This window comes from Colwellia sp. PAMC 20917 (assembly GCF_001767295.1).
Taxonomy (GTDB): domain Bacteria; phylum Pseudomonadota; class Gammaproteobacteria; order Enterobacterales; family Alteromonadaceae; genus Colwellia_A.
This window is the reverse complement of sequence record NZ_CP014944.1, coordinates 2,125,795-2,144,524: the sequence shown is the minus strand read 5'-3', so window position 1 is coordinate 2,144,524 and position 18,730 is coordinate 2,125,795. Positions and strand designations below refer to the sequence as shown.

The window sequence follows — 18,730 nt, the reverse complement described above, 5'->3', positions numbered from 1 at the left end:
ATAAGGCGCTTGATTGAATAATAGTGAACTATTGCGATTGAAAGCAACTTAGCCTTGACGCACTTTAGGCGGCACAAGTGAGTGATAATTTAATGATATGGGTATCAGTAAAACAGTTGGCATTTTTAAGGAAGCGGCATGACAGGTAATGAGACAAATTTAATTTGGTTAGATTTAGAAATGACAGGCCTAGAACCCAATACAGATGTGATTTTAGAGATTGCCAGCATAGTGACTGACAGTCAGTTAAATATTTTAGCTCAAGGACCTGTTTTTGCTATTCACCAAAGTGATGAGGTGTTAGACAATATGAGTCAGTGGTGTATCGAACACCATGGTCAATCAGGCTTAACTACACGTTGTCGTGAAAGTGTTAGCTCGCTAGCCGATGCTACTGAGGCGACGATTAAGTTTGTTGAACAATATGTGCCAAAAGGTAAGTCACCGATGTGTGGTAATAGCATTGGGCAGGACAGGCGTTTTATTAATAAATATATGCCTGATTTTGAAGATTACTTTCATTACCGGAATATAGACGTTAGTACCGTTAAAGAATTAGCGCGTCGCTGGAAACCTGAAGTGTTAGATAAAGTGGTAAAAACGGGCGCTCATTTAGCGCTTGATGATATTTTAGAGTCAATTGCTGAAATGAAAGTTTATCAAGAACACTTTTTTAAACTATAACGCTCAATAATGATCTATAAATCAAAGCGCTTAGGGCGCTTTTTTTATGGACGCTTTTATCTGGGCACTTTTAACTGGACACTCACTATAAGTTTGCCACGGGGTAAAAAAACTTGAAGGTCAGACCAGTTTGCGCGACACTTAATTAAAATTAACAGTAGGCAAATAAATTATGGCGAACAAATTCGGAAAAATAATCAGTAAAGTTAATAGAATGCCGCGCTTTATGCGCTCTTTTTTACTGACTAAAATTTTCTGTTCGACAGTAAAATATGCTGGTACTTCATCAATTAAGTTGATCTCTGTTTCTCATACCAAAGCGGTATTATCGTTAGAAAACAAAAAGAAAGTACAAAACCATATTGGTGGTGTTCATGCCATTGCCGCGGCATTATTGGCAGAGTCGGCGACGGGTATCGTTTTTGGGATGAATGTTCCCGACACTTGTGTACCGCTATTGAAAAGTATGACATTTCATTTTCAAAGGCGAATGCAGGGAAATTTGTCTGCGGTAGCGGTATTAAGTCTCGCTGACATTGAACAAATAGAAAATGCGGATAAAGGCAGTTTGATGGTTAGTGTCGAGATTACCGATGAATCTGATCAACAGCCTATTGTTTGTGAAATGGAGTGGGCTTGGGTAACCAAAAGACGTTAAGTTTGAGAAGATAAAAAGAGCCTGTAAACGCGCTGATTGATTTGACCTTAGTTGGCGGTGAGGCGCGTTATTTTTAAAACAGCCTACTCATATCGTTATTAAAAACCGTTGATTCTTAGTGACAATTCCTTACACTGTATTTTTAACTAAATTTACCGTTGAAGGTATTGATCAATATGGACGCTACTCGTTACTTTTTTCAGCAATTATCAGGACGATTCTCTCGGATTGCTTTTCTTTCATTTATTCTCTTTAGCGCCTTAACTGCCCTGTTAGTTCTTCGTGATAATCAAGTGACCTCGTTAGTAGAGAACGAGCTGCCATCGTTAGCGAATAAAAATAAACAACAACAACAAATTTTAATCACTTACCTAGCATTAGAAAATTTAGCTAAACGTATTGATGCCAAAAATTTATCCGCTGACTATGAGATCGCCCAACAGCAAATTAATAAAATATCTTTACTGGTGAAAAATAATAAAGCTCAACTTGATTTGATGTATGTTGGTCATAAAGAATTTTCAGCTGTTATTGATAAACTCAGTGAAAATCATCAGAGAAACACTCAACTTAAGCAAAATACCATTATTCAACTGCAGTTAATCAATGATCAATTAACGGTTGAGATTAAGGAAAAACAGCGACAAAAAAGTCTGCTGTTACAGCAACTCAATTCAGATCAATACACAGATAAAGTCACCGCAACTCGCGCTAAGGCCTATGTAAGGCAAATTACAGAATTAAGTGACTTACAACCATTACAACAAACCATTATCCGTGCATTATTAGCCTTTCAACAATTGAATTTACAGTCTTCTATTTTAGATTTTGATGATGTTAGTACCGAGCTAAAGTTAGTATTAACGAGCTTTCTCCCAGAAGAAAGCAGGGGTAGCCAACAGGGTGAGTTATTAACGCTACAACTTAATACCTTAGAGCAATTGTTATTTTCACAACAGAACTCGGTAGCTAAGTGGCGCAGTCATTTACGGTTATCTCGTTTATATGTCGAATTTATTGAGCAACAACAACAAAAATTACAGCTATTAGTGCTTGAATCTATACCACCAGGGCGTTTATCTGCAGATAAAAAGTTACGATTAATCGATTGGCTGCCTACTGAGATAAATGATTTTTTAGAAAAGCAAAACGTTAATGTTAACAATCAAGATCTACAAGCAATTGTGTTGGGTTTTATAGCACTACTATTTCTGTTGTTATTGGCGATGTTATTTAAAAGCAAAAGCAAAATAGAAAAATATGGCCAAGAGAGTGTGCAATTATTTAGGCAGTTCATTGAAAAAAGAACCAAAGATAGTGATAAAAAACTGACCCCCGACTGTTTTAATTCAATGGAAAATAAAGAAATTGCCAAACAGCTTGAAACCGCGCTCGAAACAATGATTAACCCTGAGCACAGTGAGCAAGAGTATCAGCAACAGCTTAGTGAGCAGCAAGCCGCTAATGACAATATAAATCAACAAAATGAAGAAATTAAAAAATTAAAAGTGTCCCTACAGCAACTCGCATTAACCCATAATACGCAAATTTTAGAGCGACAATCACAAGGCAATGAAAACACCGTCAAGTTAACCAATATGGTGGTGCGTAGTATGTTGCAAAGCCAAAGTGTCTCTATTGGTGCTGGCGTTACTTCGGTACAAGTTTACCGACAACTCGCGCGTATTTTTGATTGCTGTCAACAAGATAAAATTCGCAGTGAATTTTTGTCTGCGGTTAAACCTATGACACTAAGCGATGTTGCTTTACACAACGAAATTGACGCGGCATTACTTAATATTATTGCCGATGCTCATTTACAGCGTAATAAAATTTATTACCAACAAGATCCACAATTGTTAACTGCTGCGAAAGTCGATGTACGCTTATTTCACCGGCTGTTAAGTAGCCTATGCCGATTACTGCTTGTTGATTTATTTAAAGCCAATTTACATATTAGTACCCTTGTTATTGATAAAAATGAAGGCCAGCAAATTGTTCGTTTTGATTTTTCTGTGACCAGCAAAAAAACAATCGCAAAACTACCTAAATCCCTTGAGAGCTTATTATTAGACGAACGCCTTGAGTCAGCAAAAACCCATACAAACGATACCCTTGATTACTTACGCTTACTGTTTGATTCACTTAACGTCACAGATAAAAATGTGCAGTTACAAGAAAAGGGTTATCAGTTCTGCTTTACTCTGCCGATAGGTTTTGCTGATGTTGCACAAGAGATATCGCTAGAGCGTGTTAATTTAAAGCAAGCCAACATTTTGTTGTTATCAAGTGATGACGACATTTGCAGTATTACAGAAAAAGCGATTACTTCAGCTAATGGCATAATGACTACCTTAGCCGATCCTGAACAAATTATTGAACAACTGAGTACGACGCAGTTAATTGATAAAAGCATTGATGTTGTTATGTTAGCCAGTGATCTTTATGTAACGTTATTCGAAAAAATACAGCAACAGATATCAAGTTTATCGATAGATATTCAGCCAAAGCTTTTTGTTATGCAACCCTATCTTAATGCGCCTTTAGAGCGATACGGCTTGTTTGAACAGACAGAAACGCCATTGCAAATACTTACACTTCAGCAAAGCTTAGCTGATTTTTTAACGACAGAACAAACGACTAACCATCAACTTCCTGCCAGTGTGTTTAGTAAACATCAGTATTTATCGACCCAAGTTGAAGTGCTCTTTGCGGTAGAAAATCCAAGTAAACAGTTAACTTTGCTGCGTATTTTACAATGGTTAGGATTACAGGTGAAAATTGTCTGTCAGCCTAAAACGATGACTAAATTTTGGAGCTCTGGAAGATACTTATTGTTATTTACCGAATTCGAACAATCACCATTTATTAAAATGTCTGCTGGAAAAAGTGTACGCCGTGATATTTTTACTTTTAATCAACGCAATTTCTCCGTTGAAGAGTCACCAAAATTGGCAGATAAATGGGGTGTTTCTATTTTACCTGCTTTACATGATGTTGATGCTTTGGTGCTACTTTTAAAGCCTTGGTTAAAGGCAAAGCCAACTAAAGTGGTTGCTTTTAATACAGTAAAAGCACAAAGTAATAAGACTAAAGAGCATAATAGTATTGACGCTGAACTGTTAAAAACAACTGAAAAGCTTGATAACGTATTATCAAAATTAGATTTAACACCTGCCGCGAAAACAAATAAACCTGAGCCTTTTAACCTTGAACACTATGCAAAAAATCAGGGCTCTGCAGAATTGGCAATGTTAATGCTAGATGACTACCTTGCTGATATTGATGACGCGATGAAAAAATTATCGACGGCACTAGCGGTTCATAATTACCCATTAGCGATGAGTTTAACGAGTAGCATGTTTACAACCAGTAAAATATTAACCGCTAACGACTTTATTGATATTAGCCAACAGCTATTATTTAGTCTTACGTCAAATACGGCCATAGAACATCAACAAGTTATGGCGTTATTTAGTCAATTAAGCGAACAGCAACGCCTGTTAAATGAGTTTGCTGAGGCAATATGATATGACTTTGGGATACTAGTTAAATGAGTTTTAAAGTTGAAAAAGAAATGGATGTTGCTAGTCCTTGTGTTGGACTTTTTTTAAATGCTTGGTTAATGTCTTTACAGGGATACTAGTTAAATGAGTTTTAAAGCTGAAAAAGAGTTAGATGTTGCTAGTCCTTGTGTAAGAAACTGCTGTTTAAATACCGATGATGTCTGCCTTGGTTGTTTCCGCCATATTGATGAAATTTTGGCGTGGACAAGCTATAAAAGTAAAGAAAAAATAACGGTAATCAACAACTGTCAACAAAGACGAATAGTGATTCAAGAGAAGCACGATTAAGGTAAAAGTTAAATGGAAATTACTGAACAAAGTGAATTAGACGATTTTTCACAACTTACCGTGCTGATAATAGACGATAACCGGTTAGTTCATGACACCTTAAAAAGAGGATTGTATGATATCGGCATTAATCACGTAAAATGTGCAGAAAGTGCTTATTACGGTATAAGGTTATGTGAAACAACACGTTTTCATATTGTTATTTGCTCATTCAATGTAAATAGTGATAAAGACGGTTTTCATTTACTCGAAGAATTAAAATTCAGAGGTCATGTTAATAAAACCACGGTTCTTATTTTTCTCAGTACTGAAACGAATGAGTCTCTTGTTAATTCAATTGTAGAATTACAGCCCGATGACTTTTGGGTAAAACCACTCGCCCCTAAAACAGTGCAACAACGTTTAATCCATACCTTACAAACCAAAAAGCAATTATTCAACATGTATCGAGCGACTGATACTAAGAGTTTTTCTAAAGTTATATATTTTGCTGACCGTCATCTCGTTAATCAAAGTTTACACCAATATCACCCCAATATATTGCGGATGAAAGGTGAGGCTTACTTAAGTCTTTTAGAATTTGAAACGGCAGAATCTTTTTTTAAAAGCCTATTGAAAACCTATAGCTACGCTTGGGTTTATTTAGGCTATGTAAAGTCGTTGTTAAAGCAAGGGCGTATAAACGAAATTAATGAACTGATTGAAAAGTTAATCAATAAGCCCGCTACTCGATTTGGGGCTCATGATATGCTGGCGCAATATTATATTGAGCATCAGCAATATGAAAGAGCCTACGATGAGATAAAAAAAGCAACTGCGTTGTCGCCACGAAATATTGAACGTAATAAAAAATCATGGGATTTAGCACGACTCAATCATGACCATGAAGGACAATATATAGCGACACGAAATATCGCCCAGCAAGCGAAAAACTCTATTCATGATTCACCCGAATTACTCTTAAATGTTATCCGTTCAGGCATTGATTTAGCGGCGGCTATTACTGACGAACGATCCTTTAAAGTTTTACAGCAAACAGACAAGCATATTAAGCAACTTCAAAATGAATATAGTGACGCAAATGAGTTTAAACAGCAGTTATTAGTGATCCAAGCACGGCTATATATTGTTCGTGAACAAAAAGAGAAGGCCACTAAACTTGTTGAAAACCATGTTAATTTTATTGCGTCACCGCAAATTGAAGACAACCTAGATAAAGTGAAAGTCTTTCACGAATTGGGTATGCGCGAAGAAGCGCTAAAAATGTTAGAGATTATCAGTAAACAAGTCTCAGGTGATTCATTAACGAGCCAAGTGATCAATAAATATATTGAGCAAGAAAGTCTTGAGCGTGCTGAAATTAATTTTTCACCCAAACAACTGAACGATATGGCCATTGAACATTTCGAAAAGAATCGTTTGCAGCCCGCGCTTAAGGCCATTCAGCAAGCTCTAAGATTAACACCTCATAATATTAAATTAACGATGCGTATGTTAAAAATATTGGTGGTGATTAAACAAAGTAATGAATTTGATGAAAGTCATCAAAAACTGGGCGATGAAGCGTTTGCTCTACTCTTGTCTGCGAACATTAAAGGCAGTGGTGTCGAGTCTATAGAGCAGTTAAAAATAAAGTGGCAGCAAGCTGAATCAGCCGAGTCTGCTAAGCATCTCTAGGTAAACCTTTTTCAACACTGCGGATCAAGCGCTCGGTTAATCGTTGATTTTTTATTGGAAAGTCATTTCGCTGTTCTGCAGCGATTCGCTTATTGTCTTGTTGATGCAATGCCCAATTAATATGTTCAGCAACCATAGGCTCTGCGGTTGCTAACTTATTATTTAACGCGTTAACATTTTCTGCACTATATGGCGCATTACCTATAGCAACGGAAATATTTCGTTGCCAGCTATTAAAACCAATACGGCGAATAGGAGACCCCTCTGTTTTATTGAGAAAGGTCGCTTCATCCCAGCTAAATACCGTTAATAATTCAACATTATCAAGGTTTTGGCGAGGGGAAAAGTCGCCTTCGTGACTGATGTTAGCAAATTTATTCCATGGGCAAATGAGCTGGCAATCATCACAGCCATAAATTCTATTGCCAATTAACGGCCTAAACTCTTCTGGAATTGCGTCACGCAGTTCGATGGTTAAATAGGATATACAACGGCGAGCATCTACGACATAAGGAGCCACTATCGCTTGGGTTGGACAAATTTTAATACAAGAAACACAACTACCGCATTCATTGGCTGCTTTTTCATTAGTCGGTAACGGAATATCAACCAAGAGTTCACCCAAGAAAAACCATGAGCCGGCACTTTTGTTAATTAGTAGTGAATGTTTACCGACCCAGCCTAACCCCGCTTTTTCTGCTAAAGGTCGCTCTAAGATAGGTGCAGAGTCAACAAATGGGCGAAAGTTGAAGGTTTCACAGTACTCACTAATTTTATCACCGAGTTGTTTGAGACGTTTGCGCATTAATTTATGATAGTCACGCCCCAAGGCATAGCGGCTGATATAAGCATGGTCTTTCTTTTTGAGCGTACGGGCAAATTTTGCTTCGGGGGGTAAATAATCCATGCGTGCACTGATCACTCGCGTTGTTCCTTCAACAAGCTCTTGTGCCCTAGCGCGCATTAAACCATGCTTTTGCATGTAATCCATTTCACCGTGATAATTATTTTCTAGCCACGTTGTTAGGGCTTGTTCATGACTTGATAAGTCAATATCACTGAAACCTATTTGCGAAAAGCCTAATTCTTGACCCCAAAGCTTGATTTTTTCAGCTAATTCTTGATAGTTAATATTAGGTGTTGTCATAGTTAACATGTCATCGCAGTACAATTTGGTAAAGGGAGAGAAAAATGGAAATAAAACTGTTGAGTGCAAGCTTACCACAAGCTGCTTTTTCCGCGAAGCAAGTGTTAGCTAATGAAGCAAAAGTTGCTGCTATAGAAAATATTGAAATGTATTCATTGATGAAAAATGCAGGTCAGGCTGTTTTTCAGCATATAAAGCAAAAATATCTTCAAAATGAAAATGATATAGGTCAAAAAATAGCTAGCCAAAAGCTGTTAGTTATTTGTGGAAAAGGTAATAACGGTGGTGATGGGTTTGTGATTGCGCGTTTAGCTGTGCAAGCTGGTTTTCAGGTTTCGGTGCTACTAACGGCAAAACCAGAAGAATTATCCGGCGATGCCTTACGCGCTTATCAAGCTTACATCAATGCTAATAAAGTTGAAAATGGCTTGATTATATTTGATCAAAAAACGGCTAATGTTGAGATAGTAGCGAATTTTCAAGGTAAGTTAATTATTGATGCATTATTTGGTATTGGTTTTAAAGGACGTCTACCAGAAACTCTGGTGACACTAGTTGCTACTATTAATCAGCATTTGGCAAAAGTGATCAGTGTTGATGTGCCTTCAGGTTTATGTGCAACTACAGGTGTTGTTGAAAATACGGCAATCATTGCTAACAGTACTGTAACTTTTATTGCTCTAAAGTGTGGTTTAGTGACGGGACAAGCCATTAACCATGTTGGGGAAATATATTTTGCTGATTTAGCATTAGATCAAGCATTTACAGAGCAAGTGAAGACCAATATCACGGTTTTTGGTAACGAAGTTTTTACGGCTTTACCTAAACGCAAAGCAAGCAGCCATAAAGGAAATATTGGATTATTACTGGCGGTTGGGGGCGGAGAAGGTTTTGCTGGTGCGATACGTTTGTCGGCAGAGGCGTCGTTGCGCAGTGGTGCTGCATTAGTGAGTATTTGCTGTCATAAAAATAATCGTGCATTAGTCTTTAATGGCCGCCCAGAATTAATGTTAGCGCCTAGTTGCGCAGAACAACTTTTGGGATCAATGACATTAAGTAAAGCTAAGGCTTATGTGCTTGGCCCTGGTTTGGGTCAAAATGAGTGGAGTCAGGCATTATTTGATCTCATACTGGCTCAACAAAAATTATGTGTGATTGACGCCGATGGTTTGAGTTTGTTGGCGCAAGCTTACCAACAAAATTTATTGACGGATAAAATTAAAAGTAACCGTTGGGTTTTAACGCCACATCCTGGTGAGGCTGCAGCGCTGTTAAATTGCACTGTGACAGAAATAGAGCGAGATCGTTTTAGCGCTGTAAAAAAAATAGCCCAACAATATCAATGCGTGAGCGTATTGAAAGGTGCAGGGAGTTTGATAAGTAATGGCCAACAGGTTTGGGTGAACACAACGGGAAATTCAGGTATGGCAAGCGGGGGCATGGGCGATGTGTTATCAGGTATTATTGCGGCATTGCTAATGCAAAAAAGTTCGGTAGAAAAAGGGGAGGAACTGCAGGAGCGAACTGATTTTGCAAAGCTTACAGCCTTGGCCGTTTATATTCATGGTAAGGCTGCTGACATTATTGCGCAAAAGCATGGAAAAATTGGTATGCTAGCAAGTGACCTATTGCCAGTTATACGGCAACTTATAAATAATAAATTTTAGAAAATAATTGATGAAAGAAATGCTTACAAACAAAAACTACTTTTTAGCTGATGAATCAGCAACTATAGCTATGGGTAATAAATTAGCTGATATTGTAAAAAAAGAACTAAAACAAGGTATTGTAGTATATCTTTATGGTGACTTAGGTGCGGGAAAAACCACCTTAACTCGAGGTTTTGTACAAGGTATGGGGCATATTGGCCACGTAAAAAGCCCAACCTATACTCTAGTTGAACCTTATGAATTAGATGACTGGTTAGTTTATCATTTTGATTTATATCGCTTGTCAGATCCTGAAGAACTAGAATATATGGGCATTCGAGATTATTTTGCAGATAACTGCTGTTGCTTTATTGAGTGGCCAGAAAAGGGGCTAGGTATGATCAAGGCACCTGATTTGCGTATCGACTTAGCGTATAGTGATGAGCAAAGAACCATCAACATACAAGCAAAGACCCCTTTGGGTGAGCTCGTAGTAAATGCGCTTAGTTAATGTGCGCTAATAGACACAAAAGGAAAGGGCAGCAGTAAATGAATATTCGATCGTTATTATTAGCTATGTTATTAACCGTTAGTGTTTTCTTTGAAGCGCACGGTAATAGCATCGATGGCGTTCGTGTCTGGCCAGCCCCAGAAAATACCCGTATTGTTTTTGATCTCAGTGAACAGCCTGATTATAAATATTTCAGTTTAAAGAATCCTCAGCGTTTAGTCATAGACTTTAACAACAGTAAGAATCATGTTTCGTTTAAGAATGTCCTTAAAAAGGATAAACGCATAAAACTGATCCGCACCAGTAAATCGCGTATTAAAGGTACAACACGTTTAGTATTAGAATTAGCGGATAATTACTCTTTGGCTGTTTTTCCGCTTGCACCAGCAGGACAATACGGTAACCGTTTAGTGATTGATTTATTCGACGAAGAGAAAATCAGTCAAGGCGACCATACCCCCAAAAATGATCATCGAGATATTCTTATTGCCATTGATGCTGGCCACGGTGGTGAGGATCCGGGTTCTATAGGGGGTAAAGGCAGCTATGAAAAACGTGTTACGTTAGCGATTGCTAAAAAACTTGCTACCTATATTAATAATGAAAAAGGCATGAAAGCGGTAATGGTGCGCGATGGTGACTATTATGTTTCGGTCGGTCGACGTAGTGAAATAGCTAGAAAAAACCAAGTAGATTTTTTAGTGTCAATCCATGCCGATGCCTTTAGAACGCCACAACCTAACGGAGCCTCAGTCTGGATTGTGTCGCACAAAAGGGTTGAGTCAGAAATGGCCAAATGGCTACGTAACCGCTCGAACAACTCCGAGCTCTTAGGTGGCGGTGGCGGTGTTATTAAAAATACCCGCGATGACAACTTGGCAAAAACCTTAGCAGATATGAATAAAGAGCATTCGCAGGGTGTCAGTATTAGTATGGCGAATAGCGTACTAAAACAACTGAAAAAAATTACTAAGATGCACAAGAAAGTTCCCCAACATGGTAATTTTGGTGTGTTGAAATCTTCAGATATCCCCTCGATTTTAGTTGAAACAGGTTTTATTTCTAACCATAGAGAAGAGCAAAATTTAAACTCTAGTGCTCATCAGCGCAAGCTCGCTAAAGGTATTTTTAAAGGTATTAAAGACCATTTTATGATTCAACCGCCGATGGGCAGTTATTATGCCTCTATTGAAACACGACAACATAAAATTACTCGCGGTGAGTCTTTATCTGTGGTTGCACAACGCTATAGTGTTTCAGTACGAGAATTAAAAATGGCAAATAGTTTAACCTCAAATACCGTTCGCATAGGTCAAACCTTAACCATACCTCGCGCCGATTAATTTATTATAAATAGTTAACAGATCAAAATTTATGACCATAGAAATCCTTCCAGCACGCCTAGCTAACCAAATTGCTGCCGGTGAAGTCGTAGAACGTCCTTCATCAGTGGTGAAAGAGTTAGTTGAAAACAGCTTAGATGCTGGCGCAACGACCATTAAAATAGACATTGAAAAAGGTGGCGCTAAACGTATTCGTATTAGTGATAATGGCTCGGGTATTGTTAAAGATGAACTAACGTTAGCGCTAAGTCGTCATGCGACCAGTAAGATTAAAGATTTAAATGATTTAGAAGGTATTTGTAGTTTAGGGTTTCGTGGCGAAGCACTGGCAAGTATTAGCTCAGTCTCTCGTTTAACGTTGACGTCAAAACCTGCCGAGCAAGAATCAGCTTGGCAAGCCATTGCCGAAGGGCGAGATATGGCGGTAGCCTTGCAACCCGCTGCACATCCCAATGGCACGACCATTGATGTTGTCGACTTGTTTTTTAATACCCCCGCGAGACGAAAATTCCTTCGTACTGAAAAAACAGAGTTCACTCATATTGAAGAGGTCATTAAGCGTATCGCTTTGGCGCGCTTTGATGTTAGTTTTATTTTGTCACATAATCAGAAAGTGATTAAGCATTTTAAATCAGTCAATAATAAAAGTTTATACGCAAAACGGGTAGCACAAATTTGTGGTCAAAAGTTTATTGAGCATTCACTGGAAATTGACTGCCAACATGGCGATTTACAATTATCAGGTTGGGTAGGGCTACCAAGCTTTGCCCGTAACCAAAATGATTTATGCTTTAGTTACGTGAATGGCCGTATGATGCGAGACAAGTTAATTAATCACGCCATTCGTCAAGCTTACAGTCATCTGTTACCTGCGGATACTTATCCGGCTTTTGTGCTGTTTCTGGTGCTTGATGTCCGAGAAGTCGATGTAAATGTTCATCCAGCAAAACATGAAGTACGGTTTCATCAAGGGCGTTATATTCATGATTTTATTTATTCGGTTTGTCATAACGCGTTAAGCGAAAATGCTAATATTGGCTTATTGCCTGGATCAGAAAATCAACCATCGGCTACTTTACCACCTCAGCCTGAAAGCAGTGCGGTAAATTATAGACAAGACAATCAGCTTGAATCAGATGAAACCGGGCAGCAATTAACGCGTGACTATATTAAGCCATTGACGAAAGTTACCGATGTTCAAAGCGAACCCTATCAAAGTAGCAAGCCAGGTAGTCAAAAAAATTATTCATCTTATACACACAGTAATAACCAAGTGAGCAGAAATGCTGCGCAAGCTTATCAAACATTGATGACGCCTTTGTCTAGTGGAAAGTCGGATGAAGAAAGTGCCGCTCTGCCAATACACGAGGTGAATGAAAATGAGCACTTAGTGTTAACCAAGATTATTGATGAAAAATATGCGGTGATAACGTTAGACAATGAACTACGTTTATTGGCATTAAAAAAAATAGAGCAAGCGGTTAAATTCTTCGAAGTAAAAAACAGATGGCAGCATAATTTTGTTAGCCAGCCGTTACTATTGCCGATTAAGATATCGTTGACGCAAGCACAAGTTACTTTTGTTGAAGCGCAGACTGATGCACTGAAAAAAATAGGTATTGTCGCGAATGTTTTATCCAAGAACAGTATACAAGTACGAGAGTTTCCGGCCTTGTTAAGAAATAAAGATGTAAATTTAAGTGTTAATAACCTCTTAACACTTTTGTGTTTAGAAGATGGACAAGAATTAACAAATAGTGATTGGCAACAAGCCTTTGCAAGTTTATTATCCGCTGATTCTTACGATAACCAACAAGCTAAAAACCTACTCCGTTTAAGTCAGCAACAATTAAATTCCACCTTTGAACAGCAGCTACGCTTGAATTCGGTATTGATAGACCTCACATCATCAATAACAACGTTAACGAATGCTACTTAAATTGATGTCTGACGCTTTATCAACAAACAATATTGACAGTAAAAACCGTAAATTACCGCCAGTCATTTGTTTGATGGGGCCTACTGCATCAGGTAAAACAGCGTTAGCAATGGCATTACATGATGCTTTGCCATGCGATATTATCAGTGTTGATTCTGCGCTTGTTTATCGTGATATGGATATTGGTACTGCAAAACCAACAGCAGAAGAATTAGCAAAGTATCCGCATCGATTAATTAATTTAATTGATGCCAGTGAAAGTTACTCTGCCGCTGATTTTTGCCGTGACGCTTTAATAGAAATTGAGAAAATCAGGGCAAATAACCGTATACCTTTATTGGTTGGCGGTACTATGATGTATTTTAAAAGCCTGATTGAGGGTATTTCGCCTCTGCCGGCGGCCGATGTAAAAATTCGCCAAGGCATAGCCGACGAAGCTGAACAATTTGGCTGGGAAAACATCCATCAACAACTTGCTAGCGTAGACCCTGTTTCTGCCGAACGTATTCACAAAAATGATCCGCAACGATTAATGCGGGCATTAGAAGTTTACCGCCTAACGGGCAAAAGTATCACCGACTTAACGAAAGTTAAGGGTGAGCGACTCAGTGGTGATGTTTTACAATTTGCTATCTCACCGAAAGAGCGTAAAGATTTGCATGCTCGTATTGCGCTTAGGTTTGAACAGATGATTGAACAAGATTTTGAATCAGAAGTTGTTAAGTTAAAACAACGTGACGATTTACATGAAAATTTACCGGCTATTCGTTGTGTGGGTTATCGACAGATGTGGGAATATTTAGATGGTAAAGTCGACCATGATGAAATGGTTTTTAAAGGCATTTGTGCGACGCGACAATTGGCTAAACGACAGTTAACCTGGTTGAGAAATTGGCCAAACTTACAATGGTTGCATATGGAAGACGAAAATAATTTGAAACTAATTATGTCTTCAGTAAGCAAACTTTAAACCTTGATGTATAATAAAAACAGTTGCATAGTAAGTAACTAGTTTTCTAGAGAAAAAACTCTTACATACATTTATTAAAAATAACAAAAAAGGGGCCAAATAATGGCAAAGGGGCAATCTTTACAAGACCCATTTTTGAATGCTTTACGACGTGATCGCATTCCGGTAGCAATATATTTAGTTAATGGCATTAAACTACAAGGGCAAGTAGAGTCCTTTGATCAATTTGTTATTTTACTTAAAAATACAGTGAGTCAAATGGTCTATAAACACGCCATTTCTACTGTTGTTCCTTCAAGGGCAGTTTCTACGATGCCAGCACCACAAACTGGTGATTATAGTCAGGAACAGCAAGATTAATGATTTCGTTGAGTTTGGTTGTACACCAAATATTACGTGTCCAAAAGTTTCTTTTGGTTTAACTATTTAGTTTATAGGTAATACTCAATTGTTTGATCGTTATCAAGCAGGTGAACAAGCTATTCTTGTTCACCTCGATTTCCCTGATGAAAATGCGCGCGAAGACTTACAAGAATTTGAAATGCTTGTTAGCTCTGCGGGCGTTAACGCGCTTGCAATTATTACAGGTAAACGTACTACACCTCATACTAAATTCTTTGTTGGTAGTGGTAAAGCTGAAGAAGTTGCCGAGGCGGTAAAGTTACATCAAGCCAATGTGGTACTTTTTAATCATGCACTTTCTCCTTCACAAGAAAAAAATATTGAAGCATTATGTGAGTGCCGCGTAGTTGACCGAACAACACTCATCTTAGATATTTTTGCCCAGCGTGCTCGAACACATGAAGGTAAGATGCAAGTAGAACTTGCGCAATTACGTCATATGAGTACGCGTTTGATCCGTGGTTGGACACACCTTGAAAGGCAAAAAGGGGGGATTGGCCTCCGCGGGCCTGGTGAAACTCAGCTAGAAACTGATCGTCGTTTACTTCGCGACCGTATGGTAAATATTCGTAAACGCTTAGAACGTGTTGAAAAGCAACGCCAGCAAGGTAGAAGAGCAAGAACACGCGCTGAAATACCGACAATTTCTTTAGTGGGTTATACCAACGCAGGTAAATCGACGCTGTTTAATATTATCACTCAGGCAGACGTTTACGCAGCAGATCAATTATTTGCAACCTTAGATCCCACATTACGAAAAATTGAAATTGAGGATGTCGGTCGAGCAATTTTAGCTGACACCGTTGGCTTTATTCGTCATTTACCTCATGATTTAGTCGCCGCTTTTAAAGCAACATTGACTGAAACCCGTGAAGCTGAACTATTATTGCATGTTATTGATATTTCAGATGATAGGCGAACTGAAAATATTGAACAAGTTGAAACGGTTTTAAAAGAGATCGAAGCGGGCGATGTTCCGCAATTATTAATTTGTAACAAAATAGATGCTTTGGAAGATATTGAACCACGCATCGACAGGGACGATACAGGTCTACCTATACGAGTATGGTTATCTGCACAAAAAGGCATAGGGATTGAATTACTTTTTCAAGCGCTAGCTGAACGACTCGGCAAGAAAATAGTCAAGCATAACTTATGCTTACCTCCTAACGAAGGTAAACTACGTGGTGTGTTTTATCAATTAAATTCTATTGTTGATGAACGGTATGACGAGGATGGAAATTGTTTATTGAAAATTAAATTACCTGCAAGAGAGTGGGATAGATTAATTAAACTGAGTGAAGCTGATATAGAAGGCTTTATTGAACGTAAACAGACTGATATATTACCATAATGGGTAAATAGTAGTTTTAGCACTTATTTAAATTTATAGTTAGTGGAGAAGACCATGGCGTGGAATGAACCGGGGAATAATGATAAAGACCCCTGGAAAAAGAAAGATGATAAGAATCAAGGGCCACCAGATTTAGACGACTTACTAAAAGATATTGGTAATAAGTTTGGCGGTATTTTTGGTGGAAAATCATCAAAAGATGGCAGCAAGAAAGGCGCCTCGAATGTTGGTATCGCTATTGCGGTAATCGTGGGTATTCTTGTCTATGCATTTAGTGGTTTTTATACCATTAAAGAAGCTGAAAAAGGCCTTGTTTTACGTTTTGGACAATATTCTGGCACAGTAGAACCAGGTTTGCGTTGGAAGTGGACATTTGCGGAACGTATTATTCCTGTAGATATGCAAACAACACGCGATTTACCTGCATCTGGCTTCATGTTAACAAAAGATGAAAATGTAGTACGTGTTGAAATGCAGATACAATATCGTGTTGTTGATGCGCGTAATTATATTTTCAGCGTTACTGATGCCGACGACAGTTTAAGCCAGTCACTAGACAGTGCTTTACGCTTCGTTATTGGTGACTCTAAAATGGATGATATTTTAACAAGTGGCCGTGAGAAAGTACGTCAAGATGTCTGGAAAGAATTAGATGACATTATTGCCCCGTATAATCTTGGTTTAATTGTTGTCGATGTTAACTTTAAAGATGCTCGTCCTCCTGAAGAAGTCAAAGATGCTTTTGATGATGCTATTTCAGCACAAGAAGATGAAGTTCGTTTTTTACGTGAAGCCGAAGCCTATGCCCGTGGTATTGAACCAAGAGCACGTGGACGAGTGAAACGTATGGAACAAGAAGCTATCGCCTATAAACAACAAACGGTATTAGATGCCGAAGGTGAAGTTGCTAAATTCAATAAATTACTTCCAGAATACCTTGCTGCTCCAGAAGTTACTCGCCAGCGTATGTATTTATCAACCATGGAAAGTGTTTATGCCAATACCAGTAAGGTAATGGTTGATGTTGAAGGTGGCAATAACATGATGTATTTACCATTAGATAAAATGATGCAAAATCAGTCTTCTGGTCAACGTACTTTACCTGATAGTCAAACTCGAGCGAACCAATCGATTAATACCCAAAGTACTGCGCCTGATTTATCAGGTCGTTCAGACAGATTTAACGAAGGGAGAAATTAAGCAATGAAAAACTTTATTATTGCCCTAATTGTATTATTCTCAGTATTAACCGTCTCTTCTGTTTTCATTGTTTTTGAAGGACAACGAGGTATCGTTTTTCAGTTTACAAAAATTAAACGTGATGCTAATTCAGGTGAAATGATTGTTTATGAACCGGGTTTACACTTTAAAATACCCTTTATTAACAACGTTCGCAGACTTGATGCTCGTATTCAAACGCTTGATGAAGCGCCTGATCGCTTTGTAACATCTGAGAAAAAAGATTTAATGGTCGACTCATTTGTTAAGTGGCGTATTGTTGATTTTTCAACGTTCTACTTACGTACTTCTGGCTCAGTAGAAAATGCTCGTGCGTTATTGAAACAAAAAGTAAATAATGGTTTACGTACTGAGTTTGGTACGCGCACCATTAAAGAAATTGTTTCAGGTGACCGTGACGGCATTATGGCTAAAGCGTTAGCAAGTGCCTCAAGTAGTCGTGAAGACTTAGGTATTGAGGTTATTGATGTACGTATTAAAGCAATTAACTTACCTGCTGAAGTCAGTGCTTCTATCTATGACCGTATGCGAGCAGAGCGAACAGCTGTAGCAAAAGAGCATCGTTCTAAAGGTCAGGAGCAAGCGGAAATTATCCGTGCTACGATAGATGCTAAAGTAACTGTTATGTTAGCGACAGCACAAAAAGAAGCACAAGAAATGCGTGGTGAAGGTGATGCGTTAGCGGCTAAAGTTTATGCTGATTCATATGGACAAGATCCTGAGTTTTTCAGCTTTTACCGTAGCCTTGAAGCATATGAAAAAAGTTTTAGTAGTAAAAGTGATATCTTGGTGGTTAAACCCGATAGTGATTTCTTTAACTACTTAAAAGAAGGCGCTAAAATTAAAAAGTAGCCTACTTTTTTGATAAAAAAGCCATGACTTGTCATGGCTTTTTCGTATCTGCTAGTTAGATATAGAAGTGTATAGAAGTGTTTGAGGAGTAATCACATGGTAGAAACACTATTAACGGCATTTGCTTTGGTACTGATTATTGAGGGATTCATTCCTGCACTTTTTCCAAATAAGTGGCGCGACAATTTTTTTGTATCGACTAGTTACCTATAGAAGCAATTGAGGAGTAATAACATGGTAGAGACATTATTAACGGCATTTGCTTTGGTATTGATTATTGAGGGGCTTATTCCTGCACTTTTTCCAAATAAGTGGCGCGGCACTATGGAAAAGTTAGCGCAACAATCAAGCTTATCTATTCGTAATATTGGCATTAGTTTACTCGTCGTAGGCACATTTATTTTATGGTTACTCAGTTATTAGACTAAAGAATGACATAAAAGTTTTTCAT

The 18,730-nt window shown here is 38.2% G+C and carries 15 protein-coding genes and 1 pseudogene; 15 read left to right on the top strand and 1 reads right to left on the bottom strand.

Features of this window, described 5'->3' with window-relative positions:
• The first annotated feature begins 138 nt into the window (after positions 1-138).
• The 5 genes from orn (at position 139) to A3Q34_RS09275 (ending at position 6,873) form a co-directional block, all read left to right on the top strand.
• Positions 139-684 (top strand): oligoribonuclease, encoded by a 546-nt coding sequence (gene orn, locus A3Q34_RS09295; RefSeq protein ID WP_070375104.1) that lies wholly within the window; start codon positions 139-141, stop codon positions 682-684.
• Between the two features lie 172 nt (positions 685-856).
• The gene (locus A3Q34_RS09290; RefSeq protein WP_070375103.1) at positions 857-1,342 is read left to right on the top strand and encodes a DUF4442 domain-containing protein; all 486 of its coding nucleotides are present in this window, start codon (positions 857-859) and stop codon (positions 1,340-1,342) included.
• Positions 1,343-1,518: 176 nt separating this feature from the next.
• On the top strand, positions 1,519-4,872 hold the full coding sequence (locus tag A3Q34_RS09285) for a hypothetical protein (RefSeq protein WP_070375102.1): 3,354 nt from the start codon (positions 1,519-1,521) through the stop codon (positions 4,870-4,872).
• Positions 4,873-4,992: 120 nt separating this feature from the next.
• Positions 4,993-5,196, top strand: coding sequence for a DUF1289 domain-containing protein (locus A3Q34_RS09280; RefSeq protein ID WP_070375101.1), 204 nt, complete (start codon positions 4,993-4,995; stop codon positions 5,194-5,196).
• Positions 5,197-5,208: 12 nt separating this feature from the next.
• On the top strand, positions 5,209-6,873 hold the full coding sequence (locus A3Q34_RS09275; protein WP_083277957.1) for a response regulator: 1,665 nt from the start codon (positions 5,209-5,211) through the stop codon (positions 6,871-6,873).
• Here A3Q34_RS09275 and queG read toward each other — a convergent pair.
• On the bottom strand, positions 6,860-8,020 hold the full coding sequence (queG, locus tag A3Q34_RS09270; protein ID WP_070377084.1) for a tRNA epoxyqueuosine(34) reductase QueG: 1,161 nt from the start codon (positions 8,018-8,020) through the stop codon (positions 6,860-6,862). The two genes, A3Q34_RS09275 and queG, sit on opposite strands and share 14 nt — an antisense overlap.
• 44 nt (positions 8,021-8,064) lie before the next feature.
• Between queG and A3Q34_RS09265 the strand changes: the two genes are divergently transcribed.
• The 10 genes and pseudogenes from A3Q34_RS09265 to A3Q34_RS21260 all read left to right on the top strand — a co-directional run bounded on the left by A3Q34_RS09265 (position 8,065) and on the right by A3Q34_RS21260 (position 18,702).
• Positions 8,065-9,687, top strand: coding sequence for a bifunctional ADP-dependent NAD(P)H-hydrate dehydratase/NAD(P)H-hydrate epimerase (locus tag A3Q34_RS09265; RefSeq protein ID WP_070375100.1), 1,623 nt, complete (start codon positions 8,065-8,067; stop codon positions 9,685-9,687).
• A gap of 19 nt (positions 9,688-9,706) precedes the next feature.
• The gene (gene tsaE, locus A3Q34_RS09260; RefSeq protein ID WP_404842778.1) at positions 9,707-10,180 is read left to right on the top strand and encodes a tRNA (adenosine(37)-N6)-threonylcarbamoyltransferase complex ATPase subunit type 1 TsaE; all 474 of its coding nucleotides are present in this window, start codon (positions 9,707-9,709) and stop codon (positions 10,178-10,180) included.
• Between the two features lie 38 nt (positions 10,181-10,218).
• Positions 10,219-11,523 (top strand): N-acetylmuramoyl-L-alanine amidase, encoded by a 1,305-nt coding sequence (locus tag A3Q34_RS09255; protein ID WP_070375098.1) that lies wholly within the window; start codon positions 10,219-10,221, stop codon positions 11,521-11,523.
• Between the two features lie 31 nt (positions 11,524-11,554).
• Positions 11,555-13,462, top strand: coding sequence for a DNA mismatch repair endonuclease MutL (gene mutL, locus A3Q34_RS09250; RefSeq protein ID WP_070375097.1), 1,908 nt, complete (start codon positions 11,555-11,557; stop codon positions 13,460-13,462).
• A 4-nt stretch (positions 13,463-13,466) separates the two neighbouring features.
• Positions 13,467-14,432, top strand: a complete 966-nt coding sequence (miaA, locus tag A3Q34_RS09245) for a tRNA (adenosine(37)-N6)-dimethylallyltransferase MiaA (RefSeq protein ID WP_070377083.1) — start codon at positions 13,467-13,469, stop codon at positions 14,430-14,432.
• A gap of 102 nt (positions 14,433-14,534) precedes the next feature.
• Positions 14,535-14,792: an RNA chaperone Hfq gene (gene hfq, locus A3Q34_RS09240; protein ID WP_070375096.1), complete on the top strand. Its 258-nt coding sequence runs from the start codon at positions 14,535-14,537 to the stop codon at positions 14,790-14,792.
• An 88-nt stretch (positions 14,793-14,880) separates the two neighbouring features.
• A complete protein-coding gene (hflX, locus tag A3Q34_RS09235) occupies positions 14,881-16,188 on the top strand; it encodes a ribosome rescue GTPase HflX (RefSeq protein ID WP_070375095.1) in 1,308 nt (435 codons plus the stop codon).
• A 54-nt stretch (positions 16,189-16,242) separates the two neighbouring features.
• Positions 16,243-17,388, top strand: a complete 1,146-nt coding sequence (gene hflK / locus A3Q34_RS09230) for an FtsH protease activity modulator HflK (RefSeq protein ID WP_070375094.1) — start codon at positions 16,243-16,245, stop codon at positions 17,386-17,388.
• Between the two features lie 3 nt (positions 17,389-17,391).
• Entirely contained in the window at positions 17,392-18,279 is an 888-nt protein-coding gene (hflC, locus tag A3Q34_RS09225) for a protease modulator HflC (protein ID WP_070375093.1), read from the top strand.
• A 96-nt stretch (positions 18,280-18,375) separates the two neighbouring features.
• Positions 18,376-18,702 (top strand): annotated as a pseudogene (locus A3Q34_RS21260) (DUF2065 domain-containing protein).
• Positions 18,703-18,730: the final 28 nt, after the last annotated feature.